We start from the raw sequence: 23,553 nt of genomic DNA on the forward strand, positions 1-23,553 counted from the left end.
CCTTTCGTACAACTGGTCGATGGCACTCCCACCTCATCACAACAGGAGCCGCCGGCAGGGCAGTTGACCGAATCCCGCCCTGCCGGCGCGCGTCAGGCGCAGCTGAACCGGGCCGCCGCCCAGTCGCCGTGGTCGCCGCTCTTCGACCCGTTGGTGTCCGTGATCCTCAGCCGGACGTGCCGGGCTCCGGTCACGTCGACGTTCACGGGCAGGGTCGCGGAGGCGCCGGTGAGCCGGGGCGAGGTCCACAGGACCCGGCCGTCGGCCTCGACGGAGAAGGCCACGTCCCCGTAGCCGTTGATCTCGTCGTCGATGCCGACGTCGGCGGTGAAGGCGGTGCAGCGGCCGCCGAGGTAGACCTCGATGTCGGAGTCGGCGTGGGCGCCGATGCCCTTCTCGTAGGTCTGTCCGGCCAGGGTGAGGGTGTGGCCGTCGGCGGCGCCGGACTCGCCGTTGGAGCGGTCGCGCTCGGGCGGTCCCCAGCCGTTGGTGGCGCGCAGCCAGGCGAGGTCGCTCGCCCAGGCGTCGGCGGTCGGCGCCGGGGGCATCACGCCGAGCGCGAAGCGCTGGACGGCCGTGCGGTCGGTGCCCGCGGCGCGGTGGCGGGCGGTCGCGGTGAGGGTGGCCTCGCCGGGCTTCGCGTCCGCCGCCGGGGTGACGGCGACCTCGACCCGGCGGGTGGTGCCGGCCGGGACGCGGGCGATCGGGGCGGCCGGGGTGACCTGCCAGCCCGCCGGGGCGTCCAGGGAGACCCGTACGTCGGTGGCGTCCCGGGTGCCCGCGGTGACGTCCACGGCGACGGTGCCGGGGGTGCCTGCGCCGAGCTCCTGCCCGGTGGGGGCGGCGAGGACGGCGGAGGCGCCGGGGACGGCGCCGCCGACGGCGCTGGTGTCGGTCAGCCGCAGCTCGAAGGCGCGGTCGGTGGACCGGGCCGCGGTCTTGACCCGCACCACTCCCCCGCGGTCGTCGCGGTCGTACCACCAGCCCTCGGTGGCCGCGTCGAGGGCGGCGCGGGAGGTGAGGGCGGGCAGCGGGCGGCCGTCGAGCTTCACCGCGCCGGGGGCGTCGCCGGTGTGGACGGTGAAGGCGTACGGCCGGGCGGCCGGCTTGCCGGTGTACGAGCCGGTGCTGGCGCCCAGGCGGACGGTGACGTCGCCGGGGCCGGACCGCGGGGCGCCGACCTCGGCGCGCTGGGTGGCGTACTTCCCGGTGCGGTGCTCGCGGGTGACGCCGTCGTCCTCGTACAGCTCGAAGGAGGAGCTGCCCTGCGGGTAGACGTCCCAGGCGATCGGGTCGCCGGGGGCGCGGTCCCGGTACGAGCGGATGGAGCCGGGCCACATGGGCACGGCCGCCCCGGCCCGTACGAAGAGGGGCAGGGTGTCGAGCGGGGCGCTGTAGTCGTCGACGGTGACGGGGCCCTGGTAGGTGCGCCCGCTCCAGTAGTCGATCCAGGTGCCCTTCGGCAGATAGATGCCGTCGCGTTCCACGGCGTCCTGGTAGACGGGGGCGACGAGGAAGTCCTCGCCGCTGAGGAACTCGTACTTGGCGGCGTCGGTCGCGGCCTTCGGGTCGTCCGGGTACTCCAGGGCGAGCGGCCGGGCGAGGCCGACGCCGGTCTTCGTGGCCTGCTGGGCGTGGCTGTAGATGTACGGGAGCAGGGATTCGTGCAGCTTGAGCGAGGCGCGGTTGATGGAGGTGTACGGCTCGCCGTAGCGGAAGGGCTGCTTGTCGTTGGCGGCCCAGCCGTCCATGGTCATGGTGACGGGCAGGAACATCTTCCACTGGAGGTCGCGGGTGTACGTCTTGGCGCTGCCGCCGAAGATGCCGTCGACGTCACCGGTGGTGTAGGCGAGTCCGGACATGGACGCGCCCGCGTAGGTGGGGATCTGCCAGCGGATGTACTCCCAGCTGCCGGACTGGTCGCCGGACCACTGGACGCCGCAGCGCTGGGCGCCGGACCAGCTCTCGGGGGCCCAGGTGAAGCCGCGGGCGTCGCTGTTGGCCTCGATGCCGGCGTGGGCGTCCTTGCAGCCGTCGAGGGCGAACTTGTAGCCGGAGCCGACCCAGGCGACGTCGAGCTTGGCGACCCGCTGGCCGGCCTTGACCTGGTCGGCGAGCTTGTCGATGCCGTCCTCGGTCCACAGGCCGAGCTTCATGTTCCGGTCGGCGAGGCCGGTGGAGGTCTCGGCGAGGTTCTCGTAGCCGCAGCCGTAGCCGTCGTTGACGAGCATCCAGCCGTTGGGCATGTCGTTCGCGACGTAGCCGTCGGCGACCTTCAGGGCGTCGAGGGTGCGGCGCTCGCCCCGGTTGGCGTTGTGGAGGTAGCAGTCGGAGTCGCCGATCTCCAGGCCGTACACGGGCGGCAGGAAGGGCTTGCCGGTGAGCCGGGTGTACTGGCCTATGACGTCCTTGAGGGCGTCCTTCCCGTCGCCGGCGAAGTAGTAGGCGTCGAAGCGCTGTTCCTTCGCGCTGGTGGTGACGGGGTCGGTGAAGGCGTAGGTGCCCGGGGCGTAGGTGTTGCGGTAGACGCCGTAGCCGGCGGAGGAGAGGTAGAAGGGGACGGAGTTGGGGTGGCCGCCGTCGTTCCAGTTGTAGTCGACGCCGACCTCGACGGTCTTGCCGCGGTGGGAGGTGTTGCCCCGGCCGTTCTGCATGCCGGCGCCGTAGAACTGCTCGTCGGCGCCGCGGGCGAGGGTCTGGACGGTGCGGTCCTGGTTCCAGGTGAGGCCCTGGGTCTCGGTCCAGAGCGGGGTGCCGTCGGCGCGTACGGCCGAGAAGCGCAGCGGGGACTTGGTGGCGCGCAGGGTCACCTTGGCGGTGGCGAGTTCGTACCGGTCGCCGAGGTCGCGCCAGCGGGTGGCCGGGGGCGGGCCCTGGGGCAGCGTGATGTCGGTGCCGGTGGGGTCGGTGAACTTCCCGTCGGGGGCGAGTTCGATGCGGAAGGTGTCGGCGGTGACGAAGGAGACGCGGGCCTCGGCGCGGCCGGCGGTCAGCCGGTAGACGGATCCGTCGGCGGCGAAGCCGGTGACGTCGCCGACGGTGGTGTCGGCGGGTGTGGCCGACGCGGTGGAGCCGGGTCCCGCGAAGGCCGCGAAGAGCCCGAGGACGGCTCCGGCGAGTGCAACTTTCATGCGTGATGATGATTGCATGGAGGTTGTTTAGCGCAGGAACGAGCAAGCCCGCCAGGACAAAACGGAACCGCCCTCGGACTTCGGCGAGAAGTCCGAGGGCGGTTGCCTGAAAGGGAGTTGCGCGGTCCTGCTCGTTACAGGGCCACACCGAGCAGGGCGTCGACGGCGCGCGAGACGAGGCCGGGGGCGGACTCGTCCGTGCCGCCCCCGGCCGTCTGGAGCTCGGCCCAGCGGTCGACCGCGGCGAGCGCGGTGGGCGTGTCGAGGTCGTCGGAGAGCGCCTCGCGGAGCTCCTCGACGAGCGCGTCGGCGGACGGGCCGTCGGGGCGCGAGACGGCGGCGCGCCAGCGGCCGAGCCGCTCCACGGCCGTCTCCAGGACCTGGTCGGTCCACTCCCAGTCGTCGCGGTAGCGGTGCGAGAGGAGCGCGAGCCGGATGGCGGCCGGGTCGACGCCGTCGCGGCGGAGCTGGGAGACGAAGACCAGGTTGCCCTTGGACTTCGACATCTTCTCGCCGTGCAGGGCGACCATGCCGGCGTGGACGTACGCCTTGGCCATGGGGAACTCGCCCGTGAGGGTCTGGGCGTGGGAGGCGCCCATCTCGTGGTGCGGGAAGATCAGGTCGGAGCCGCCGCCCTGCACGTCGAAGCCCATGCCGAGGTGGTCGAGGGCGATGGCGACGCACTCGATGTGCCAGCCGGGGCGGCCGGGGCCGAGGCTGCCGCCGTCCCAGCTCGGCTCGCCCTCGCGGGCGGCCATCCAGAGCATCGGGTCGAGCGGGTTCTTCTTGCCCGGGCGGTCCGGGTCGCCGCCGCGCTCGGCGGAGAGGTGGCGCATCAGCTCGGTGTCGTAGTTCGAGACCTGGCCGAAGTGCGGGTCCGCCTCGACGGAGAAGTAGATGTCGCCCTCGAGCTCGTAGGCGGCGCCGGAGTCCCGGAGGCGCTCGACGAGCGGGATGATGCCCGGTATGGCCTCGACCGCGCCGATGTAGTGCTGCGGGGGCAGCATCCGCAGGGCGGTCATGTCCTCGCGGAAGAGGGCGGTCTCGCGCTCGGCGAGGCCGACCCAGTCGATGCCGTCGCGGATCGCGCGCTCCAGGAGCGGGTCGTCCACGTCCGTCACGTTCTGGACGTAGTGCACCTGCCGCTTGGTGTCGAGCCACACGCGCTGAACGAGGTCGAACGCGTTGTAGGTCGCCGCGTGACCCATGTGGGTCGCGTCGTACGGCGTGATGCCGCAGACGTAGATACGGGCGACGGGGCCGGGGGCGAGGGTCACTCGCCCGCCGGTCGCGGTGTCGTGGATCCGGAGGTCGCGGCCCTTGCCGGGAAGGGCGGGGACCTCAGAAGCGGGCCAGGCATGCATGACCCGAGCGTAACCGGACAGGTGTTCCGGATACGAACCGGATCCGGGATCTTGACCGATTAGGCGCTCTTGCGGGTCAGAGACGCGCGTGCATACCCCCCAGGGGTCCGCGCCTCTCCGAGGATGTGGCCGAAATTATTCGGTCTCCTCGTGTGACCGGTGTCTCAGACGGGCGGCCAGGGGATCGCGGGCCACTGCCCCGAGGGTTCGGGATGCCGCCCGGTGGCGCGCAGGGCCTCCACGCGGGCGCGTACGGCCGCGACCTCGGCGCCGGTCAGGAGTTCCGCCAGTCGGGTGGCGAGCGGCTCCCCCGGGGCCAGGGAACGGTCGAGCGCGTCGAGCACGCCCGCGGCCTCGGCGGGCAGCTCCTCGCCCGCCCAGCCCCACAGCAGGGTGCGCAGCTTGTCGTCGACGTGGAAGGTCACCCCGTGGTCGATGCCGTACAGGCGTCCGCCGGGGGCCGGCAGCAGGTGCCCGCCCTTGCGGTCGCCGTTGTTGATGACGGCGTCCAGGACGGCGAGCCGGCGCAGCTCGGGGGTGTCCGCGTGGACGAGGAGCGCGGTGCGGTGCTCGTCGATCTGCGCGGGCCCCACGGCCTTCCAGCCCTCGCCCGCCTCCTCGTCCTCGGTGAGCGCGAGGAGCCGCGCCCCGGGGTCGGCCTCGATCCACAGCTGGACCATGCCCTCCCCGTACGGCCCGTCGCGGAGCACGGTCGGCGGGACCAGGCCCCAGCCGGTGGCCTCGGAGATCTCGTACGCGGCGACCTCGCGCTGGGCGAGGGTGCCGTCGGGGAAGTCCCACAGGGGCTGCTCCCCCGCGACCGGCTTGTACACGCAGGCCGCTTCCCGGCCCTCGTGGGCGACGGAGCAGTACAGCACGGCGTTGGACGCCTCGCGGACCCGGCCGCGCACGGTCAGCTCACCGAGGGCGAGCAGTTCGACGTCCGGCGGGGTCGAAGGGCTGCTGCTCATGCTCCGCGGCGGTATCCGTTCTGGCGCGGGCAGACGTGCCCCTCGGGGTCGAGCGGCAGACTGCACAGCGGGCACGGCGGACGGCCGGCGTTGACGACGTCCAGGGCCCGCTTGGCGAAGGCCCGCGCCTGGGCCCCGCTGAGGCGGACCCGGAGCATCGGCGGGCCGTTCTCCTCGTCCTGGAGCAGCCGCTCCTCGGCCTCGGCGAGGTCCTCCTCGGAGTCCGCGTCCAGCTCGACGAGCGCCTGCGCCTCGACGATCATGCGCTGCTCCTCGCCGTCCCAGGCGAGGGCCATGGTGCCGACCCGGAACTCCTCCTCGACGGGCACGTCGAGGGGGGCGGTGTCCGCGATCTCGGCGGGGGCGACGGCCGGTACGGGCGCGTTGCCCCCGGTGCGGCGGACGACCTCGTCGAGGAGTTCGTCGATGCGCTCGGCGAGGGCCGCGACCTGGGTCTTCTCCAGGGCGACGCTGGTGACCCGGCCGCCGGCGGACGCCTGGAGGAAGAACGTACGGCGGCCAGGCAGCCCGACCGTGCCGGCCACGAAACGCTCCGGTGGGTCGTAGAGGAACACCTGACGGGACACGTTCCCGGCTCCCTTGAGTCTCGACAGTCGTACTACAGCGGCGCGTCCACCCTACTGCGCCGCGGGATCACGGTGCGCCCGCACCGCCACCCACCTCCGCCGCCCCGCCGCTGTCGGGGTGCTCCCGGGGGGCGAAACCGGCGAAGTCCCCCGTGTCGCCGAGGCGGAGGAGGAAGGGACGCAGGCGCGTGTAGCGGATCGCGGTGACCGAGCAGGGGTCGACGTGGATGCGCTGGAAGAGGTCGAGGTGCATCCCGAGGGCGTCGGCGACGATCGCCTTCACGATGTCCCCATGGGAGCACATGAGGTACGTGGCGTCCTCGCCGTGCTCGGCCTCGACGCGGGCGTTCCAGTCGCGCACGGCCTCGACGGCACGGTTCTGCATGGCGCGCATGGACTCGCCGCCGGGGAAGGCGGCGGCGGAGGCGTGGGCCTGGACGACCTGCATCAGCGGTTCGTCGGACAGCTCCGCCAGCTTGCGGCCGGACCAGTCGCCGTAGTCGCACTCGCTGATCCGGTCCTCGACGTGGAGCGGGAGGTCCGGGCGGGCCTCCAGGAGCGGCCGCAGGGTCTCCTGGCAGCGCTGGAGGGGGCTGGTGACGGCCGCGGCGAGCGGGACGTCCGCGAGGCGTCCGGGGAGGGCGGCGGCCTGCGCGGCCCCGCGCTCGTCGAGCGCGACCCCGGGCGTGCGCCCGGCGAGGACCCCGGAGGTGTTGGCGGTGGAGCGTCCGTGCCGGACGAGGATCAGCGTGGCCATGCGGGCCAGCCTAGGGGGTGCCGGGGCGGGGGCGCAGGCGGTCGGGGGCGGCCGCACGCGCGTGCGTGGTGGAGGCGTTCGGGGCAGAATGCGCCGGGTGATCGTGGACTCTGCCATCTACCGGGACGGGCGCCGCACGGACGGACCCGCCGACCTCTCCGACGCCCTGGAGGAGGCGCGGGCGACGGGGGACGCGTTCCTGTGGGTGGGGCTGCACGAGCCCTCGGAGGCGGAGTTCGACCACGTCGCCTCGGAGTTCGCGCTGCACCCGCTGGCCGTCGAGGACGCCTTGAAGGCCCATCAGCGGCCCAAGCTGGAGGTCTACGACGACTCGCTCTTCGCGGTGCTCAAGCCGATCGTGTACGAGCCGGAGAGCGACCGGGTGTCCTCGGGCGAGCTGATGGTGTTCATGGGCGACTCGTTCGTCGTCACGGTCCGGCACGGCGAGGGCGCGCCGCTCGCGGAGGTGCGCCGGCGCCTGGAGGCCGACCCGGAGGTGCTGAAGCACGGGCCGACGGCGGTGCTGTACGCGGTGAGCGACGCGATCGTGGACCACTACCTCGACGTGTCGGCCGAGCTCCAGGTCGACCTGGAGGAGCTGGAGGCGGACGTCTTCGCGCCCAGCGGGGGCAATCCGGGCAACACCGCGGAACGGATCTACACGGCGAAGCGGCAGGTCCTGGAGTTCCGGCGGGCCAGCGGTCCGCTGGCCGGGCCGATGGCCCGGCTGACGGCCGGCTCGGTGCCGTTCGTGAACGAGCGCTCGCAGCCCTTCTTCCGCGACGTCAACGACCACCTCCTGCGCTCCAACGAGCAGGTGGAGGGCCTCGACCGGCTCCTGTCCGACGTGCTGTCGGCCCATCTCGCGCAGATGGGGGTCCGGCAGAACGACGACATGCGGAAGATCTCGGCGTGGGCGGCCATGGCCGCGGTCCCCACGATGGTCGCGGGGATCTACGGGATGAACTTCGACCACATGCCGGAGCTGCGCTGGGTGGGCTCGTACCCGGTGGTGCTCGTGGTGATGGCGGGCATCGTCGCCGCGCTGTACCGGGTGTTCAAGCGGCGCGGCTGGATGTAGGCCCGCCGGCGGTCCCGCTCAGAAGGCGGGGGCGGGGGTCGCGGGGCCGCCGAGGGCGTTCAGCCGCTCGGGCATCCGCAGGTCGACCATCCGGTGCCAGCCGGCCGCGCGCTCGTACGCGTACACGCCGTGGATCCCGGCCGCGAGGACGGCCGCCTTGGGCTTGGACCAGTGCAGGATGCGGCCCATGTGGCGCATCACGGCGAGGCTGACGTCCCGGTAGACCCGGATCTCCGCGAGGGCGGACTCGCGCAGGATCCGCTGGATGAGCCGGCCGTGGCCCTGCCGGGCGAGCCGGAGCAGTTCCTCGTGGCAGTAGGCGAGGTGGTTGTCCTCGTCGTTGCAGATCATCCGGATGGCCCTGCCGAGCTCCGGGTGGTCGCCGAAGTACTTCACGAGCAGCTGCATCTGGTCGGCGGCGCGCTCCTCGGTGACCCTGCTGTGGGCGAGGTAGACGACCACGTCCTCCTCGGTGAGCGGCCGGTCGGCACGGAGCTTCTCGTGCGCGAGGCCGATGCCGCGCTGTTCGAGCAGCATCGTGTAGTCGGTGTCGGGGGGCACCGGGACGGGTTCGAGGCCGCGCTTCCTCATCAACGCGTTGAAGATCCGGCCGTGCTTGTCCTCGTCGGCGCCGTGCCGGGTGATCTTGGGGGCGAGGTCCCGCATCCCTGGGGCGACGAGGGCCGCGATCCGGGCGTTCTCCCAGCCGCCCTGGGACTCGCCGCTCGCGGCGATGGAGCAGAAGAGCCGGAAGGACTCGTCGTTGTCGATGATTTCCTGGAACAGGCCCTTGGCCGTGAGCATCGCCGCCACCTCCGTGCGGACGTCCGCACTCCGGTACGTCCGGGAAGAACGAGTCAAGTCGGGTCCCGGGCGGCGGGCAACAGGAGGACGCGGCGACTCGGCCGAAAGAGTGAGCCCCGAGGGCGTAACCGAGGGGCTCGTCGAGCGTTGTGCTGCATGACGGCCGTGGCGGGGAAGACCCCCGAGCCCCCACCACGGCCGCAGGGCCCCTTCTTGACGGCGCTCTCGCACCGATCGGCCCCTGGGAGCCTCACGGGCTTCGAGCGCCTGCGCCGGACTCCGTCCGCCGGGTCCGGCGCCGCCTCCGCGGTGGTTACGCCAGGCCGGCCCGCTCCATCGCCTCGACGCCCGCCCGCAGGGCCGCGAGGCGCTCGTCCAGGGTGAAGCCGGCCGGGGCGAGGGTGAGGGTGGTGACCCCGGCCTCCGCGTAGGCCGTCATCCGCTCGGCGATCCGCTCGACGGAGCCGAGCAGCGTCGTCTGGTCGATCAGGGAGTGCGGCACGGCGGCCGCGGCCCCGGTCTTGTCGCCGGCCAGGTACTTGTCCTGGATCTCGGCGGCCTCCTTCTCGTAGCCCATGCGCTGGGCGAGCTGGTTGTAGAAGTTCTGCTTGCGGCTGCCCATGCCGCCGACGTACAGCGCGGTGTACGGGCGGAAGACGTCGGCGAGCGCGTTCACGTCCTCGCCGAGGGCCAGCGGCAGGGTGGGGCAGACGTCGAAGCCCTCCATGGTCAGGCCGGCCTTCTCGCGGCCCGCGCGCAGGTGCCGGAGCGCGGTCTCCTCCAGGTGCTCGGCGGAGGGGAAGATCAGCAGGGCGCCGTCGGCGATCTCGCCGGTCTGCTCCAGGTTCTTCGGCCCGATCGCGGCGATGTAGAGCGGGATGTGCTCGCGCTGCGGGTGGACGGTGAGCTTGATGGGCTTGCCCGGGCCGCCGGGCAGCGGCAGGGTCCAGTGCTCGCCGTCGTAGCTGAGCCGCTCGCGGGTCATGGCCTTGCGGACGATCTCGACGTACTCGCGGGTCCGGGCGAGCGGCTTGTCGAACTTCACGCCGTACCAGCCCTCGGAGACCTGCGGTCCCGAGACGCCGAGGCCGAGGCGGAAGCGGCCGCCGGTGAGCGAGTCGAGGGTGGCGGCCGTCATCGCGGTCATGGCCGGCTGGCGGGCCGGGATCTGCATGATCGCTGAGCCGACGTCGATCCGCTCGGTCTTCGCCGCGACCCAGGCGAGGACGGTGGGGGCGTCGGAGCCGTACGCCTCGGCGGCCCAGCAGACGTCGTAGCCGAGGCGGTCCGCCTCCTGGGCGACGGCGAGGTTGTCGCCGTCCATGCCGGCGCCCCAGTAGCCGAGGTTGATGCCGAGCCGCATTCCACGCACCCCTTACCCATCGGTAACGTCACTTGGGCCGGACTCTAGCGCGCGCGTGGGCCATCCGTCAGGACACGGTTGTCCACAGGCTCTCTCCGCGTGGTGCCCTGGCCAGTACTCTCGCGCCCATGGAGCAGAGGCATCTCGGACGTACCGGCCTGCGTGTGTCGCGCATCGGACTCGGCACCCTCACGTGGGGCCGGGACACCGACGAGCACGACGCCGCCGAGCAGTTGAAGGCGTTCTGGGACGCGGGCGGCACGCTCGTGGACACCGCCGACGTGTACGGAGGGGGCGAGGCGGAGTACCTGCTCGGGCGGCTGATGGAGCGCCTGGTGCCCCGGCAGGACCTCGTCCTGTCCACCAAGGCGGGCAGCGTCCCGGACCCCGACCGGCGCACGGACGGCTCGCGGGGGCACCTGCTCGCCGCGCTCGACGCCTCCCTGGCCCGGCTCGGCACGGACCACGTGGACCTGTGGCAGCTGCACGCCTTCGACCCGTACACGCCCCTGGAGGAGTCGCTCCAGGCCCTGGACATCGCGGTGCGCAGCGGCCGGGCGCGGTACGCGGGCGTGTCGAACTTCTGCGGCTGGCAGCTCGCCAAGGCGGGCACCTGGCAGCTCGGCGGCGACCGGACCCGGCTCGCGGGGGCCCAGCTGGAGTACTCGCTGCTCCAGCGGGGCATCGAGCGGGAGGTGCTGCCCGCCGCGATGGACCTCGGCATAGGCCTGCTGCCCTCCTCCCCGCTCGGCCGCGGGGTCCTGACGGGCAAGTACCGCAGCGGCACGCCGTCGGACTCGCGGGGCGCCTCGGAGACGATGGCGCCCTTCGTGGAGCCTTACCTGGACGACGCGGCGAGCCGGATCGTGGACGCGGTGGCGACGGCGGCGGACGGTCTCGCGACGACCCCGCTCCACGTCGCCCTCGCCTGGGTCCGCGACCGCCCCGGAGTGACGGCCCCGATCGTCGGCGCGCGCACGGCGCGCCAGCTCACGGCCGCGTTGTCAGTGGAGGCCCTTAGTCTTCCTGACGAGATCTGTCGGGCGCTGGACGATGTGTCGGCGCCCGTGCACCGCTATCCGGATCACGACTGGAGCACCTTGTGACCGAGCCTTCCGGGGAGACCGCGCCCGAGGCCGTGACCCCTGCCGAGGACCTACGGGAGACCCCCGAGGCCCCGGCGCCCGACGCGCCGGCCACCGGGCCGGGGACGGCCGGCGACGCGCCGGAGGCGGCCGGGGAACCGGCCGACGGCTCGGAAACGGCCGAGGAGCCGGAAACGGCCGAGGAGCCGGGGGCGGCCGACGAGCCGGGGGCGGCCGAGGAAGCGGCCTCCGCCGAGGGACCGGGCTCCGCCGAGGAGTCCGCCGACGGGCCCGGGACGGACGAAGTCCCGGACGTGGGCGAGAAGCCGGCTCCCGCCGAGGAGCCCGCCGCCGGGGTGGGAACGGGCGCCGTCGCGGCCGGGTCGGCCGGGGAGCCGGAGACGGCCGCCGGGGCCGAGGCCGCCGATCCGGAGGCCGCCGAGAAGGCCGGGGCCGCCGACGGCGGTGACGCGCCCGAGTTGAGTGACGCGCAGGCCGAGCTCGCGGCGCAGCGGGAGCTGCGGGCGAAGATCGAGGCGCGGAAGGCCGAGAAGAGCGGTCCCGTGGCGAGCGGTGCCAAGTTGAGCGGCACCGCGGCCGACCTCCTCGCCGCCGTCCGGGCCGTGGAGGGCGGTGCCGCCTCGGGCAGCGCGTTCTACGAGGCGGCGCCCGAGCCCGCGCCGCGCCGCCGCGCCGCCGAGGCGGCCCCGGCGACGACCGTGCGGCCCCCCGCACCGGAGCGGCCCGCGGCTCCGGCCCCCGGCACCACGGCCGCCGTCCGCGAGGTCCTCGCCGCGGGCGGCGCCCCCGAGGCGCTGGCCGGTCAGGTCGCCGCCGCGCTCGGCGAGGGCGCGGCCGAGGTGCTGCGCGAGGACCCGTGGCAGCTGCTCGCGGTGTCCGGGGTCCGGCCGGAGCAGGCCGACGGTTTCGCGCGGGCGCTGCTCGGCCCCGCGTGCGGCCCCGGCGACCCGCGCCGCGCGGTCGCCCTGACCGTGTGGCTCCTGGAGCGGGCCGCCCTCCAGGGGCACACGGCCCTGGAGGTCCAGGCCGTGCGCGCCGGACTCGCCGGGCACGCGGTGCCCGACCTGGAGCAGGCGGTCGAGACGGCGGTCTCCGAGGGCGCGGTCCTCCTCTTCCAGGAGGAGGAAGCGGCCGAGGAGCCCGACGGCGACGAGGGCGCCGAGGCGGAGACGCCCGCGCCCGCCGCGCCCGCGCTGCTCGGGCTCGACCGGTACGCGCTGGCGGAGGAGAGCCTCGCGGAGGGGCTCGCCCGGCTGGTCAGGACGGCGAAGGCCGACGTCTGGGAGGGCGGCGAGCTGGAGCGCGCCGCCGGGGCGCACGGCCTCGTCCTGCACACGGGCGGCGAGGCCTCCCGCGCCGAGCCGGTGGCGCTCGCCGCGGCGGCCCGGGAGCGCGGGCTGCGCACCCTCGTGGCCGTCCACGCGGAGGGCGGGCGCCGCGCCGCCGGGGCGGACGCGGTGACGGTCGCCGCCCTGCTGTCCGGGACGGCGGGTCCCGGCCGGGACGAGGACGGCGCCTTCGCCCTCGACCTGCTCGTGGTCCTCGACGCGCCGCAGCTGGACGTGGAGACCGGCGCGATGCTCGTGGAGTCGCTCCCGGACGGGTGCCGTCTGGTGCTGAGCGGTGACCCGGAGGTGCTCGGCGCGCCGGGCGCCGGTCGGGTCCTCGCGGACGTGCTCGCGGCCCGGGTGTGCCCGAGGGTCGCCTCGCGCGTCCCGGACCCGGGGCCGCTCGGCGAGCTGGTGTCGGGCATCGGCGTCGGCGAGCTGAACCAGGTCGAGGCCCCCGGCAAGGAGGTCGTGATCGTCCCGGTGCGGGACGCGGGCGAGGCCGTGCACCGTACGGTCCAGCTGGTGGCGGACTCGGTGCCCCGGGCGATCGGGGTGCCGTCCGAGCAGACGCAGGTCGTCACGGTCGGCCACGGCGGCTCGGCCGGTACGCGCGCGCTGAACGCCGCCCTCAAGCAGCGGCTCAACCCCGGACCGGGCCGGTTCGGGGGCTACGACCCCGGGGACCGGGTGGCGTACGCGCCCGTGCCGGGGCGCACGGTGACGGGCACGGTCCTCTCGGCCGACGCCGAGGGCCTGTGGCTCCGCTGCGGGGACGGCGAGCTCCACGTACCGAGGGAGCGGGTGGAGTCGGCCCTGCGGCACGGCTGGGCGCTCACCGCGCACCAGGCGGCCGGGGCGCGCTGGCCCGCGGTGGTCGTGGTGCTGCCCGGGGACGCCGCGGGAGGCCTGAGCCGGGCGTGGGTGTACACGGCCTTCGGCCGCGCGGAGCGGCACCTGTCGGTCGTGCACGGCGTGGACCAGGCGCTGGCCCGCGCGGTGGCCGAGGGGGTGGCCCCGGAGCGCACGACGCGCCTGCGGCCGCTCCTGGAGGGCCTGCTGGCCGCCGAGGAGGCGTAGGCCTCTCCGGGCGGGCCGGGGCCGGGCCGTCCGACAGGCCCCGCGGCGCCCGGTGCACGGGGTCTCCCCGGGTCCGCGGGGCCCGGGGGATCCGGCGAGCCGCAGTACCGGGTGCCACCGGCCCGGGCGGTCACGAGAACGACGGGAGGGCCGGGACACCGCACTCGGTGTCCCGGCCCTCCCCCGATCCGGCAGGCGTCGCGTCAGGCTTCCACGGGCGCGTCCTCGTCCTCCTCGTCGAAGACGGAGCTGACGTCGAAGCGGCAGACGATCCGCTCGGGGTCGACGTGGTCGAAGGGCGCGCCCAGCCACTCCCCCGGTTCCGGGAGGTCCTCCGCGGCGGTGACCCAGAGCGTGGAGTCGCCCTCCTCCAGGCCGAACTCCTTGTGCCGGGAGGCGATCTCGTCGGGTTCGTACTCGCCGAAGAGCACGCCGAGGGCGGCGAGCGGCGAGGCGCCGGCCCTGGCCGCCACCTCCTCGTCCGCCTCGTCGTCGAGCTCGGCGACGCGGCGGGCCTGGGCGAGCAGGCGTTGCGGTTCCGCCACGGCGTAGTCGCGTCGGATCAGCAGGCTGAGGGCGTGGGGTTCGTCAGGTCCGGCGTACGGCGGCAGGTTGCCGTCGGCTCCCGGGATCTCGAAGGGGGTGACCTCGTCGTAGCGGTCGTAGAGGATCTCGTCGTACGCCTCGGCCGCCGTGGCGAGGGCGTTGAAGGCTTCGTAGACGGCCGTGTCGTCGTCTCCCGTGCGGCGTTCGACCGCCGCGAGGTGACGGTCCAGTGCGGTCTTGACCGCCTCGGCGGCGGCACGTACCTCGGCAGCGGTGGGCTGCGCAGCATCAGACATGGAACAGACGCTATCCGTACCGGGCCCGTGCCCGCACAATAGATGCGATGCCGGAATACGAATTTGTCGACGTGTACGTGCCGCGCGGCGTCTCCCGCAAGGAGACCACGCGGCTCCTGACCGACCATGCCGAGTACGGACACTGGGAGTTGGACCGTCTGAGCCTGCACCGGGACGGTAGCCGCAGAGTGCGGCTGAAGCGGCGCATCATCCGCCAGGTCCGGGCGACCTGGTAGCGAGAACCGGACAACGACAAGGGGCCCCGCGGTGTGCGGGGCCCCTCTGCGTGGTGCGTACCGTGCCAGGGGATCAGGCGGCGCGGCGGGTCCGGCGGTAGATCAGCGAGCCGGCGAGCAGCATCCCGGCGCCCGCGGGGAGGATCACACCGAGCGGACCGGCGCCGGTCTCGGCGAGCTCCTCGACGGCGCGCGGCGGGGTGACGATCTGGGTACCGGGAGTGTTCGACCCACCCTCGTGGCCGGGAGTACCAGGCGTACCGGGGGTCCCAGGAGTCCCCGGAGTACCGGGCGTACCCGGGGTGCCAGGAGTACCGGGGGTGCCGGGCGTCCCAGGGGTCCCCGGGGTGCCGGGCGTGCCCGGAGTACCGGGGGTCCCCGGAGTACCGGGCGTACCCGGAGTACCAGGAGTGCCGGGAGTACCAGGGGTCCCCGGAGTACCGGGCGTGCCGGGCGTGCCCGGCCCCTCCTCCCCGTACCCCGTGTCCCCGCCGCCGTTCCCGCAGTCGTTGCCGGTGACCGCGTTGCCCAGGCCGACGCCGGTGACGTTGTTCCCGCAGGCGTTCACGGGCACGTCGATCGGTACCTGGACGTTGTTGCCGGAGCCCACGCCCGGGGAGTGGGCGGTGTGCCCGCCGGCGGAGGAGCCGCCGCCGGACGGTGAGGTGTTGGCGCACTTGTTGCCAAAGGCCGGATTGAGCAGTCCGACGACATTGACGGTGTTTCCGCAGGCGTTCACCGGTACGTGCACCGGGACCTGGACGGAATTGCCGGACGCGACGCCCGGGGAATTCGTGGCCGTACCGTACGCGCCGGAATCGGCGTGCGCATATCCGCCGCCGACGGCGGCGAAAACGCCTCCGGCGGCCACGACGGTGATAAGGCCCTTGCGCGTGACCTGTCGCATAGCTTGTTCCCTGCCTGCTCGGCTTCGAAAGAGTGCCACCGGGCGGTGGGCCCGGGGCGGAAATGGCCACCGGCCCCGGAGTGCATGGCACGCACTCCGGGGCCGGACCGGCTCACACCCTCACGGGGCGAGGCTCAACGTCAGGCGTTGACGCAGGTGTTGCCGAAGGCGGGGTTCAGCAGGCCGATCACGGAGACCGTGTTGCCGCACAGGTTCACGGGGACGTGAACCGGCACCTGGACGACGTTGCCCGAGAGCACGCCGGGGGAACCGATGGCGGCACCCTGGGCACCCGCGTCGGCAACGGCCATGCCCGCACCCGCGAGAACCAGACCGCCGGTGGCAGCCGCAGCAGCGACGACCTTCTTGATCATTATTCCTCCTAGTTGGCAATGCGGCCCCAGCCGCGGACCGCACCACCTGTAACGAGGGGGAATGGTGGGGGCTACGAGCGCCCCTGTTCATTCACTCTTTCCGGTCACGTGCAAACGCACGGACGAATTCAGCAGGCGTCGAGGAAGCGGTCCAGGACGCGGACGCCGAACTTGAGGCCGTCCACCGGGACCCGCTCGTCCACGCCGTGGAACATGCCGGCGAAGTCGAGCTCCGGCGGCAGCTGGAGCGGGGCGAAGCCGAAGCAGCGGATGCCGAGGTCGTCGAAGGACTTGGCGTCGGTGCCGCCGGAGAGCATGTACGGCACGGCGCGGGCGATCGGGTCCTCGGCGCGCAGCGCCAGCTGCATGGCGTCGACCAGGGCACCGTCGAAGCTGGTCTCCAGGGCCTTGTCGCCGTGCACGTCCTCGCGCTTCACGCGGGGGCCGAGGATCCGGTCGAGGTCGGCGAGGAACTCCTGCTCGTAGCCGGGCAGGAAGCGGCCGTCGACGTGCGCCGTGGCCTGGCCGGGGATCACGTTCACCTTGTAGCCGGCGCCGAGCATGGTCGGGGCGGCCGAGTTGCGGAGGGTGGCGCCGACCATCTTGGCGATGCCGCCGAGCTTGGCGAGGGTGCCGTCCATGTCCTCGGGGTCGAGCGGGGTGCCCAGGGCGTCCGAGAGCTCGTCCAGGAAGGAGCGGACGGTCTTGGTGACCCGTACCGGCCACTGGTGGCGGCCGAGGCGGCCCACGGCCTCGCAGAGCTCCGTGATGGCGTTGTCGTTGTTGGTCATCGAGCCGTGGCCCGCCGTGCCCTCGACGGTCAGCCGCATCCAGTGCATGCCCTTCTGGGCCGTCTCGACCAGGTAGAGCCGCAGGTTCTCGTTGACGGTGAAGGAGAAGCCGCCGACCTCGCCGATCGCCTCCGTGACCCCGTCGAAGAGGTCGCGGTGCTTGTCGACCAGGTGCCGGGCGCCGTAGGTGCCGCCCGCCTCCTCGTCGGCGAGGAAGGCGAGGACGATGTCGCGCGGGGGCTTGCGGCCGCTGCGCAGCCGGTCCCGGACGACCGCGAGGGTCATCGCGTCCATGTCCTTCATGTCGACGGCCCCGCGGCCCCAGACGCAGCCGTCGGCGACCTCGCCCGAGAAGGGGTGGTGGGTCCAGTCCTCGGCGTTGGCCGGGACGACGTCGGTGTGGCCGTGGATGAGGAGGGCCGGCTTCGACGGGTCCTCGCCCTCGATGCGGGCGACGGTGGAGGCCCGCCCCTTGTGCGACTCGATGATCTTCGGGTCGAGTCCGACCTCCGCGAGCTTCTCCGCGACGTACTCGGCCGCCGCCCGCTCCCCCGGGCCGGAGTGGTCGCCGTAGTTGCTGGTGTCGATGCGGATGAGGTCGCGACAGAGGTCGACCACCTCGTCCTCGCCGCTGACGGTCCTGGTCGTGCTCGACTCGCTCACGCTGCTTCCTCCCACTGCGTAACCCCACGTGATGACTGCCGGTCGCCCCCATCCTCCCCCTCGGCCCCCTCGGCACCCAAGGGCGCCGCGGGGGCCGACACGCCGCTGTCACATGCCGGGGGCCGAACGGGGGTGGTGATCGACCCCCTCAGATCTTTGCTATTGTTCTCTTCGTCGGAACGGCCCAGCGGCCGGAAAGACAGACACCTTGTCCGGGTGGCGGAATGGCAGACGCGCTAGCTTGAGGTGCTAGTGCCCTTTATCGGGCGTGGGGGTTCAAGTCCCCCCTCGGACACCAGCGAAGGACCCCACATATCGTGGGGTCCTTCCTTTTTGTCGACGCGGAAGAAATCACGGCGGTAGGACCGGTGCGACGCAGATCCAAGGGCCCCTCTTCGCCCCTCCCCCAGCGGAACGGGATCGATCCCGTGCGGGTGCGGCTGCCGGAGGACCCCGAGGGGGTCTGGGCGACCGTCGGCGCGTACCTGCTCGGCCGGTACGGGGCGGCCGTCGGGGCCGGGCGGGTCGAGGGGATGCTGCGGGAGGGGCGGTTCGTCGGGGTCGACGGTCCGGTCGGCGGGGACGAGCCGTACGCCGCGGGGCGGTACCTCTGGTTCCACCGGGACTTTCCCGCCGAGACGCCGGTGCCCTTCGGGATCGGGGTCGTGCACCGCGACGAGCGGATCGTGGTCGTGGACAAGCCGCACTTCCTCGCCACGATGCCGCGGGGGCGGCACGTGACGGAGACCGCGCTCGCCCGGCTGCGGCGCGACCTGGGGCTGCCGCGCCTCCAGCCCGCGCACCGGCTCGACCGGCTGACCGCGGGGCTCGTGCTGTTCGTCGTACGGGAGGAGGACCGGGGGGCGTACCAGACGCTGTTCCGGGACCGGGCCGTGCGCAAGGAGTACGAGGCGGTGGCGCCGTACGACCCGGCGGTGGAGCTGCCGGTGACCGTGCGGAGCCGGATCGAGAAGGAGCGCGGGGTGATGGCCGCCCGGGAGGTGCCGGGCGAGCCGAACGCCGAGAGCCGGATCGAGCTGCTCGGGCACGCGGGAGGGCTCGGGCGGTACCGGCTGCTGCCGGTCACCGGGCGGACCCATCAGCTGCGGGTGCACATGAACCGGCTGGGGCTGCCGATCCTCGGCGATCCCGTCTATCCGGTGGTCCGTGAGGACGGGCCGGAGGACTTCTCGCGTCCGCTGCGACTGCTCGCGCGGACGCTGGAGTTCACCGACCCGTTCACGGGTGCGGCCAGGAGGTTCGAGAGCCGGCTGCGGCTCAGTGGCCCCGCTTGATCCATTCCTCCAGGTGCGGGGCCTCGGCGCCGATGGCGGTGGTGTCGCCGTGGCCGGTGCGGACGACCGTCTCCGGGGGCAGGGTCAGGAGCTTCTCGCGGATCGAGTCGACGATCGTCGGGAAGTCCGAGTAGGACCGGCCCGTCGCCCCGGGGCCGCCCTGGAAGAGGGTGTCGCCGGTGAAGACGGTGCCCAGGTCGGGGGCGTACAGGGAGACCGCTCCGGGGGCGTGCCCGGGGGTGTGGAGGACCGTGAGGTCCGTGCCGGCGATGGTGAGGACCTGGCCGTCGGCGAGTTCGCCGTCGGGGCTGTGGTCGGGGTGGGTGAGCTTCCACAGCGGCTGGTCGGCCGGGTGGAGCAGGATCCGGGCGCCGGTGGCGGCCGCGAGGGCCGGGGCGGCGTCGATGTGGTCGTCGTGGGCGTGGGTGCAGACGATGGCGCGCAGGGCGCGGCCGTCGAGCGCGGCGAGGATGGCGCCGGCGTCGTGGGCGGCGTCGATGACGATGGCCTCTTCGTCGTCGCCGACGATCCAGACGTTGTTGTCGACGTCCCAGGTGCCGCCGTCGAGGCTGAAGGTGCCGGAGGTGACGACGTGGTCGATGCGGGCGGCCATCAGAGGACCACCACCGAGCGCAGGACGTCGCCCTCGTGCATGCGGGCGAAGGCCTTCTCGACGTCGCCGAGGCCGATGGTCTCGGTGACGAAGGCGGCGAGGTCGATGCGGCCCTGCTGGTGCAGGTCGATGAGCATCGGGAAGTCGCGGGACGGCAGGCAGTCCCCGTACCAGGAGGACTTGAGCGAGCCGCCGCGGCCGAAGACGTCGAGGAGCGGGAGTTCGAGCTTCATCTCGGGGCTGGGCACGCCGACGAGGACGACGGTGCCGGCGAGGTCGCGGGCGTAGAAGGCCTGCTCGTACGTCTCCGGGCGGCCGACGGCCTCGATGACGACGTCGGCGCCGAAGCCGCCGGTGAGCTCGCGGATCGCCTCGACGGCGTCGGCGGTGCGGGAGTTGACGGTGTGGGTGGCGCCCATCTCCTTCGCCTTGGCCAGCTTCCGGTCGTCGATGTCGACGGCGATGATCTTCGCGGCTCCGGCGAGGCGGGAGCCGACGACGGCCGCGTCGCCGACGCCGCCGCAGCCGATGACGGCGACGGTGTCGCCGCGGCCGACGTTCCCGGTGTTGATGGCGGCGCCGATGCCGGCCATCACGCCGCAGCCGAGGAGGCCCGCGACCTCGGGGGCGACGGCCGGGTCGACCTTGGTGCACTGGCCGGAGGCGACGAGGGTCTTCTCGGCGAAGGCGCCGATTCCGAGGGCCGGGGAGAGCTCCGTGCCGTCGAGGAGGGTCATCTTCTGCTTGGCGTTGTGGGTGGCGAAGCAGTACCAGGGGCGGCCGCGGGTGCAGGCGCGGCAGGTGCCGCAGACGGCGCGCCAGTTGAGGATCACGAAGTCGCCGGGGGCGACGTCGGTGACGCCCTCGCCGACGGACTCGACGATTCCGGCGGCCTCGTGGCCGAGCAGGAAGGGGAACTCGTCGTTGATCGCGCCCTGCTTGTAGTGCAGATCGGTGTGGCAGACGCCGCAGGCCTGGATCTTCACGACGGCCTCGCCGGGGCCGGGGTCGGGGATGACGATCGTCTCGACCCGTACCGGCTCGTTCTTGCCGGGGGCGATGACCCCCTGGACGTGCTGCGGCATCGCGAACTTCCTTTTCTCCGACCGGATCTTGTAAGGCTCTTGCGTACCACTATCTCCTGACAAAAGGCGAGTCCCCCGCAGGCCGTGCCTGCGGGGGACCCTCCTTCTCCCGTGGGGGGAGTCTCAGTCCTGGTGGGCCGCGGCGGTCGCGCGGACCCGGCGGCGGACCAGGAACCAGCCGCCGGTGAGCGCGGCCGCGATGAGCGGCAGGCAGTTCACGGTGGTGCGGCTGATGCCGCCGTCCATCCACATCAGGACGAGGACGGCCGCGAGGAAGCCGAGGGTGACGATCTGGGTGTACGGGGCCCAGGGCAGCTGGTAGCCGGGGCGGGCGACCTTGCCCTGCTTGGCGCTGCGCACGAAGAGCAGCGAGCAGATCATGATCATGGCCCAGGTGCCGATGATGCCGAGGGAGGCGAAGTTGAGGACCAGCTCGAAGGCCTCGCCGGGCATGACGTAGTTGAGGGCGACGCCGGCGACGCCGAAGCCGGCGGTGAGCAGGATGCCGCCGTAGGGGACGCCGCCCTTGTTCATGACGCCGGTGAACTTGGGCGCGGAGCCGGAGAGCGACATGGAGCGCAGGATGCGGCCGGTGGAGTAGAGGCCCGAGTTGAGGCTGGAGAGGGCGGCGGTGAGGACGACGAGGTTCATCACGCCGGCGGCGCCGGGGATGCCCAGCTTGTCGAAGACGGTGACGAAGGGGCTCTGGTCACCGGAGTAGGCGGTGTACGGGAGGATCAGCGCGAGCAGGACGACGGAGCCGACGTAGAAGAGGCCCACGCGCCACATGATCGAGTTGATCGCCCTCGGCATGATCTTCTCGGGGTTCTCGGTCTCGCCGGCGGCGACGCCGCAGAGCTCGACGGAGGCGTAGGCGAAGACGACGCCCTGGATGAGGAGCAGCATCGGCATCATGCCGTTGGGGAAGATGCCGCCGTTGTCGGTGATGTTGGCGAGGCCGGGGGTGTGGCCGCCGACGTCGTGCTGGGTGACGACGAGGAAGATGCCGACGAGCATGAAGGCGACCAGGGCGGCGACCTTGATGATCGCGAACCAGAACTCCATCTCACCGAAGTACTTCACCGAGATGAGGTTGGCGGTGAGGACGACCGCGAGGGCGATCAGGGCGAGGATCCACTGCGGGATGTCGCTGAACATGGCCCAGAAGTGGGCGTAGGTGGCGGCCGCGGTGATGTCGGCGACGGCGGTGGTCGACCAGTTGAGGAAGTACAGCCAGCCGGCCGTGTAGGCGCCCTTCTCGCCCATGAACTCGCGGGCGTAGGAGACGAAGGCGCCGGAGGAGGGGCGGTAGAGCACCAGCTCGCCGAGGGCGCGCACGACGAAGAAGGCGAAGACGCCGCAGACGGCGTACGCGATGAACAGGGACGGGCCCGCCTGGGCCATGCGGCCGCCGGCGCCGAGGAAGAGGCCGGTGCCGATGGCGCCGCCGATGGCGATCATGTTGATGTGCCGGGACTTGAGGTCCTTGCGGTATCCGGCGTCGCCTGCGTCGACGTGGGGGGAGGCGGCCGGGTTCGCCGGAGCGGCGGACAGCGGCTCGGCCGCGGTGACGCGGTCAGTCATGGAGTTGTTCGCCTTCGTGAGGGGGGACGGTGCGGTACCCGGCCGTACCTACGGGGGGTGTCCCCGGCACGGCCAGCGCACATCCTCACGGCAACGACACCCGGCTGACTGTGACGCATGTCACTGAACGCCCTTATTTGAGCTAGTTCAGAGCTTACGGGCGGGTAACAGCCGTGTGAACTACGGGGCGAGGACGTCCAGCTCCTGGAGGGCGCCGACCGCGATCTGGCGGGTGAGCTCCTCGGCGCGGGCCGCGTCCCGCTCCCGTACGGCCTCGGCGACCTGGACGTGGAGGGTGACGGCGGCCGGGTCGGGGTCCTCGAACATCACGTGGTGGTGGGTGCGGCCGGTGAGCACCTCGGCGACGACGTCGCCGAGGCGGGCGAACATCTCGTTCCCGGAGGCGTTGAGCACGACCCGGTGGAAGGCGATGTCGTGGACGAGGTACTCCTCCAGGCGCCGGCCGCGCGAGGTGGCGACCATGCCGAGGGCCTGCTCGGTGAGCTCGCGGCACTGCTCGGGGGTGGCGTTCAGCGCGGCCAGGCCGGCGGCGACCGGTTCGACGGCCGAGCGGAGCACGGTGAGGGAGCGGAGCTGGCGGGGCCGGTCGGCGCCGGCGAGCCGCCAGCGGATGACCTGGGGGTCGTACACGTTCCAGCTGGCCGTGGGGAGCACGGTCACGCCGACGCGGCGGCGTGACTCGACGAGGTGCATGGACTCCAGGACCCGGACGACCTCGCGGACCACGGTCCGGGAGACGTCGAAGCGCTGGGCGAGCTCGTCGGTGCGCAGCACGGTGCCCGGCGGGTACTCCCCGGCGGTGATCGCGAGGCCCAGGGTGGCCAGGACGTGTGAGTGCAGCCCCTGGGCCGGTGTCGTCATGACGGCCAGCCTATGCGCGCGGGCGCACGTGATCACATCCGGGAATTAAAAGTACGACTTTTGCGTCACAGTCTCTTGAATAAGTCGTACCCAATGGGTTTCATGAGCGCGACGGATTCACCGAATCGATGTCGAAGAAGACAGCGAGGCACCCCCCATGAGCACCACCCCCCTCACCGCTCCCCCGGTCGTCGTCGTGATGGGCGTCGCCGGGACCGGCAAGACCACCGTCGGTCCGCTGGTCGCGGAGGCGCTCGGCCTGCCGTACGCCGAGGGCGACGACTTCCACCCGGCGGCCAACGTCGCCAAGATGTCGGCCGGCGTCCCGCTGGACGACGCGGACCGGGAGCCGTGGCTCGACGCCATCGGGGAGTGGGCGCACGGCCGGGCCGGGCTCGGCGGGGTCGTGAGCAGCTCCGCGCTCAAGCGGGTCTACCGGGACCGGCTGCGTGCCGCCGCGCCCGGGGTGGTCTTCCTGCATCTGACCGGTGACCGGGAGCTGATCGAGGGGCGGATGGCCGCACGCAAGGGCCATTTCATGCCCACCGCGCTCCTCGACTCCCAGTTCGCCACCCTGCAGCCGCTGCAGGACGACGAGGCCGGCGTCGCCGTCGACGTCTCCGGCACCCCGGAGGAGATCACCGCCCGCGCCGTCGCCGCCCTGCGCGGCCTGGCCGGCTGATCCTCTCCGCCGTACCCCCGTCCCCAC

Annotated in this window: 21 protein-coding genes and 1 tRNA gene; 7 read left to right on the forward strand and 15 right to left on the reverse strand. The window is 72.9% G+C overall.

All coding sequences use genetic code 11. From position 1 onward, the window contains the following. Nucleotides 1-92: 92 nt before the first annotated feature. The 5 genes from ACH4TP_RS26360 to ACH4TP_RS26380 all read right to left on the reverse strand — a co-directional run bounded on the left by ACH4TP_RS26360 (nt 93) and on the right by ACH4TP_RS26380 (nt 6,810). Complete coding sequence (locus ACH4TP_RS26360) at nt 93-3,149, reverse strand: NPCBM/NEW2 domain-containing protein (protein ID WP_398439304.1); 3,057 nt, start codon at nt 3,147-3,149, stop codon at nt 93-95. 116 nt (nt 3,150-3,265) lie between these two features. Next, a complete protein-coding gene (gene mshC / locus ACH4TP_RS26365) occupies nt 3,266-4,495 on the reverse strand; it encodes a cysteine--1-D-myo-inosityl 2-amino-2-deoxy-alpha-D-glucopyranoside ligase (protein ID WP_389228447.1) in 1,230 nt (409 codons plus the stop codon). Between the two features lie 164 nt (nt 4,496-4,659). Next, entirely contained in the window at nt 4,660-5,499 is an 840-nt protein-coding gene (locus tag ACH4TP_RS26370) for an SCO1664 family protein (RefSeq protein ID WP_389228886.1), read from the reverse strand. Then, nucleotides 5,463-6,053: a DUF3090 domain-containing protein gene (locus tag ACH4TP_RS26375; protein WP_189805362.1), complete on the reverse strand. Its 591-nt coding sequence runs from the start codon at nt 6,051-6,053 to the stop codon at nt 5,463-5,465. The genes ACH4TP_RS26370 and ACH4TP_RS26375 overlap by 37 nt, the downstream gene beginning before the upstream one ends. A 67-nt stretch (nt 6,054-6,120) precedes the next feature. Next, the gene (locus ACH4TP_RS26380; protein WP_398439305.1) at nt 6,121-6,810 is read right to left on the reverse strand and encodes a histidine phosphatase family protein; all 690 of its coding nucleotides are present in this window, start codon (nt 6,808-6,810) and stop codon (nt 6,121-6,123) included. 88 nt (nt 6,811-6,898) lie between these two features. Between ACH4TP_RS26380 and ACH4TP_RS26385 the strand changes: the two genes are divergently transcribed. Next, complete coding sequence (locus tag ACH4TP_RS26385) at nt 6,899-7,891, forward strand: magnesium and cobalt transport protein CorA (protein ID WP_389228454.1); 993 nt, start codon at nt 6,899-6,901, stop codon at nt 7,889-7,891. Nucleotides 7,892-7,909: 18 nt separating this feature from the next. On the opposite strand, the gene ACH4TP_RS26390 is transcribed toward ACH4TP_RS26385, so the two are convergent. Together ACH4TP_RS26390 and ACH4TP_RS26395 are read right to left on the reverse strand one after the other, a co-directional pair. After that, nucleotides 7,910-8,695 carry a ferritin-like domain-containing protein gene (locus tag ACH4TP_RS26390; RefSeq protein WP_398439306.1) on the reverse strand — a complete coding sequence of 262 codons (786 nt, stop codon included), beginning with the start codon at nt 8,693-8,695 and terminating at the stop codon, nt 7,910-7,912. Between the two features lie 313 nt (nt 8,696-9,008). Then, the gene (locus ACH4TP_RS26395; RefSeq protein ID WP_398186272.1) at nt 9,009-10,058 is read right to left on the reverse strand and encodes an LLM class F420-dependent oxidoreductase; all 1,050 of its coding nucleotides are present in this window, start codon (nt 10,056-10,058) and stop codon (nt 9,009-9,011) included. Between the two features lie 128 nt (nt 10,059-10,186). Between ACH4TP_RS26395 and ACH4TP_RS26400 the strand changes: the two genes are divergently transcribed. Together ACH4TP_RS26400 and ACH4TP_RS26405 are read left to right on the forward strand one after the other, a co-directional pair. Beyond that, nucleotides 10,187-11,164, forward strand: coding sequence for an aldo/keto reductase (locus tag ACH4TP_RS26400; protein ID WP_389228463.1), 978 nt, complete (start codon nt 10,187-10,189; stop codon nt 11,162-11,164). Between the two features lie 32 nt (nt 11,165-11,196). Beyond that, nucleotides 11,197-13,572 (forward strand): helix-hairpin-helix domain-containing protein, encoded by a 2,376-nt coding sequence (locus ACH4TP_RS26405; RefSeq protein WP_398439375.1) that lies wholly within the window; start codon nt 11,197-11,199, stop codon nt 13,570-13,572. A 203-nt stretch (nt 13,573-13,775) separates the two neighbouring features. Here the strand turns inward: ACH4TP_RS26405 and ACH4TP_RS26410 are convergent, their stop codons facing one another. Continuing rightward, the gene (locus ACH4TP_RS26410) at nt 13,776-14,414 is read right to left on the reverse strand and encodes a hypothetical protein (RefSeq protein ID WP_389228469.1); all 639 of its coding nucleotides are present in this window, start codon (nt 14,412-14,414) and stop codon (nt 13,776-13,778) included. Between the two features lie 47 nt (nt 14,415-14,461). Between ACH4TP_RS26410 and ACH4TP_RS26415 the strand changes: the two genes are divergently transcribed. After that, nucleotides 14,462-14,650, forward strand: a complete 189-nt coding sequence (locus tag ACH4TP_RS26415; protein ID WP_389228472.1) for a DUF5703 family protein — start codon at nt 14,462-14,464, stop codon at nt 14,648-14,650. Nucleotides 14,651-14,723: 73 nt separating this feature from the next. Here the strand turns inward: ACH4TP_RS26415 and ACH4TP_RS26420 are convergent, their stop codons facing one another. The 3 genes from ACH4TP_RS26420 to ACH4TP_RS26430 all read right to left on the reverse strand — a co-directional run bounded on the left by ACH4TP_RS26420 (nt 14,724) and on the right by ACH4TP_RS26430 (nt 17,385). Further along, entirely contained in the window at nt 14,724-15,557 is an 834-nt protein-coding gene (locus ACH4TP_RS26420; protein WP_398439308.1) for a chaplin, read from the reverse strand. Nucleotides 15,558-15,697: 140 nt separating this feature from the next. Then, nucleotides 15,698-15,931 (reverse strand): chaplin ChpH, encoded by a 234-nt coding sequence (chpH, locus tag ACH4TP_RS26425; protein WP_030218232.1) that lies wholly within the window; start codon nt 15,929-15,931, stop codon nt 15,698-15,700. A gap of 128 nt (nt 15,932-16,059) precedes the next feature. Beyond that, entirely contained in the window at nt 16,060-17,385 is a 1,326-nt protein-coding gene (locus ACH4TP_RS26430; protein WP_398439309.1) for a M20/M25/M40 family metallo-hydrolase, read from the reverse strand. Between the two features lie 210 nt (nt 17,386-17,595). Between ACH4TP_RS26430 and ACH4TP_RS26435 the strand changes: the two genes are divergently transcribed. Next, a tRNA-Leu gene (locus ACH4TP_RS26435) sits at nt 17,596-17,683 on the forward strand. A 70-nt stretch (nt 17,684-17,753) separates the two neighbouring features. Next, nucleotides 17,754-18,680 (forward strand): RluA family pseudouridine synthase, encoded by a 927-nt coding sequence (locus ACH4TP_RS26440; RefSeq protein WP_389228481.1) that lies wholly within the window; start codon nt 17,754-17,756, stop codon nt 18,678-18,680. Here the strand turns inward: ACH4TP_RS26440 and ACH4TP_RS26445 are convergent. From ACH4TP_RS26445 to ACH4TP_RS26460, 4 genes are all read right to left on the reverse strand, one after another. Further along, the gene (locus tag ACH4TP_RS26445) at nt 18,664-19,293 is read right to left on the reverse strand and encodes an MBL fold metallo-hydrolase (protein WP_398186260.1); all 630 of its coding nucleotides are present in this window, start codon (nt 19,291-19,293) and stop codon (nt 18,664-18,666) included. The two genes, ACH4TP_RS26440 and ACH4TP_RS26445, sit on opposite strands and share 17 nt — an antisense overlap. Beyond that, nucleotides 19,293-20,378 (reverse strand): S-(hydroxymethyl)mycothiol dehydrogenase, encoded by a 1,086-nt coding sequence (locus ACH4TP_RS26450; RefSeq protein ID WP_389228487.1) that lies wholly within the window; start codon nt 20,376-20,378, stop codon nt 19,293-19,295. The genes ACH4TP_RS26445 and ACH4TP_RS26450 overlap by 1 nt, the downstream gene beginning before the upstream one ends. A 123-nt stretch (nt 20,379-20,501) precedes the next feature. After that, nucleotides 20,502-21,962: an amino acid permease gene (locus ACH4TP_RS26455; protein ID WP_398186256.1), complete on the reverse strand. Its 1,461-nt coding sequence runs from the start codon at nt 21,960-21,962 to the stop codon at nt 20,502-20,504. A gap of 180 nt (nt 21,963-22,142) precedes the next feature. Then, entirely contained in the window at nt 22,143-22,844 is a 702-nt protein-coding gene (locus ACH4TP_RS26460; RefSeq protein WP_041128413.1) for a FadR/GntR family transcriptional regulator, read from the reverse strand. Between the two features lie 157 nt (nt 22,845-23,001). On the opposite strand from ACH4TP_RS26460, the gene ACH4TP_RS26465 reads away from it, so the two are divergent. Further along, entirely contained in the window at nt 23,002-23,526 is a 525-nt protein-coding gene (locus tag ACH4TP_RS26465) for a gluconokinase (protein ID WP_389228493.1), read from the forward strand. Nucleotides 23,527-23,553 lie beyond the last annotated feature (27 nt).

The organism is Streptomyces sp. NPDC021012 (genome assembly GCF_044333355.1).
In the GTDB taxonomy this organism is placed as follows: domain Bacteria; phylum Actinomycetota; class Actinomycetes; order Streptomycetales; family Streptomycetaceae; genus Streptomyces.

Coding starts and splice junctions, on each gene's coding strand:
- ACH4TP_RS26385 (WP_389228454.1), top strand. CDS start 6,899: ATGCGCCGGGTGATCGTGGACTCTGCCATCTACCGGGACGGGCGCCGC.
- ACH4TP_RS26410 (WP_389228469.1), bottom strand. CDS start 14,414: ATGTCTGATGCTGCGCAGCCCACCGCTGCCGAGGTACGTGCCGCCGCC.
- ACH4TP_RS26395 (WP_398186272.1), bottom strand. CDS start 10,058: ATGCGGCTCGGCATCAACCTCGGCTACTGGGGCGCCGGCATGGACGGC.
- ACH4TP_RS26420 (WP_398439308.1), bottom strand. CDS start 15,557: ATGCGACAGGTCACGCGCAAGGGCCTTATCACCGTCGTGGCCGCCGGA.
- ACH4TP_RS26450 (WP_389228487.1), bottom strand. CDS start 20,378: ATGCCGCAGCACGTCCAGGGGGTCATCGCCCCCGGCAAGAACGAGCCG.
- ACH4TP_RS26360 (WP_398439304.1), bottom strand. CDS start 3,149: ATGCAATCATCATCACGCATGAAAGTTGCACTCGCCGGAGCCGTCCTC.
- ACH4TP_RS26380 (WP_398439305.1), bottom strand. CDS start 6,810: ATGGCCACGCTGATCCTCGTCCGGCACGGACGCTCCACCGCCAACACC.
- ACH4TP_RS26400 (WP_389228463.1), top strand. CDS start 10,187: ATGGAGCAGAGGCATCTCGGACGTACCGGCCTGCGTGTGTCGCGCATC.
- chpH (WP_030218232.1), bottom strand. CDS start 15,931: ATGATCAAGAAGGTCGTCGCTGCTGCGGCTGCCACCGGCGGTCTGGTT.
- ACH4TP_RS26455 (WP_398186256.1), bottom strand. CDS start 21,962: ATGACTGACCGCGTCACCGCGGCCGAGCCGCTGTCCGCCGCTCCGGCG.
- ACH4TP_RS26460 (WP_041128413.1), bottom strand. CDS start 22,844: ATGACGACACCGGCCCAGGGGCTGCACTCACACGTCCTGGCCACCCTG.
- mshC (WP_389228447.1), bottom strand. CDS start 4,495: ATGCATGCCTGGCCCGCTTCTGAGGTCCCCGCCCTTCCCGGCAAGGGC.
- ACH4TP_RS26390 (WP_398439306.1), bottom strand. CDS start 8,695: ATGCTCACGGCCAAGGGCCTGTTCCAGGAAATCATCGACAACGACGAG.
- ACH4TP_RS26415 (WP_389228472.1), top strand. CDS start 14,462: ATGCCGGAATACGAATTTGTCGACGTGTACGTGCCGCGCGGCGTCTCC.
- ACH4TP_RS26445 (WP_398186260.1), bottom strand. CDS start 19,293: ATGGCCGCCCGCATCGACCACGTCGTCACCTCCGGCACCTTCAGCCTC.
- ACH4TP_RS26465 (WP_389228493.1), top strand. CDS start 23,002: ATGAGCACCACCCCCCTCACCGCTCCCCCGGTCGTCGTCGTGATGGGC.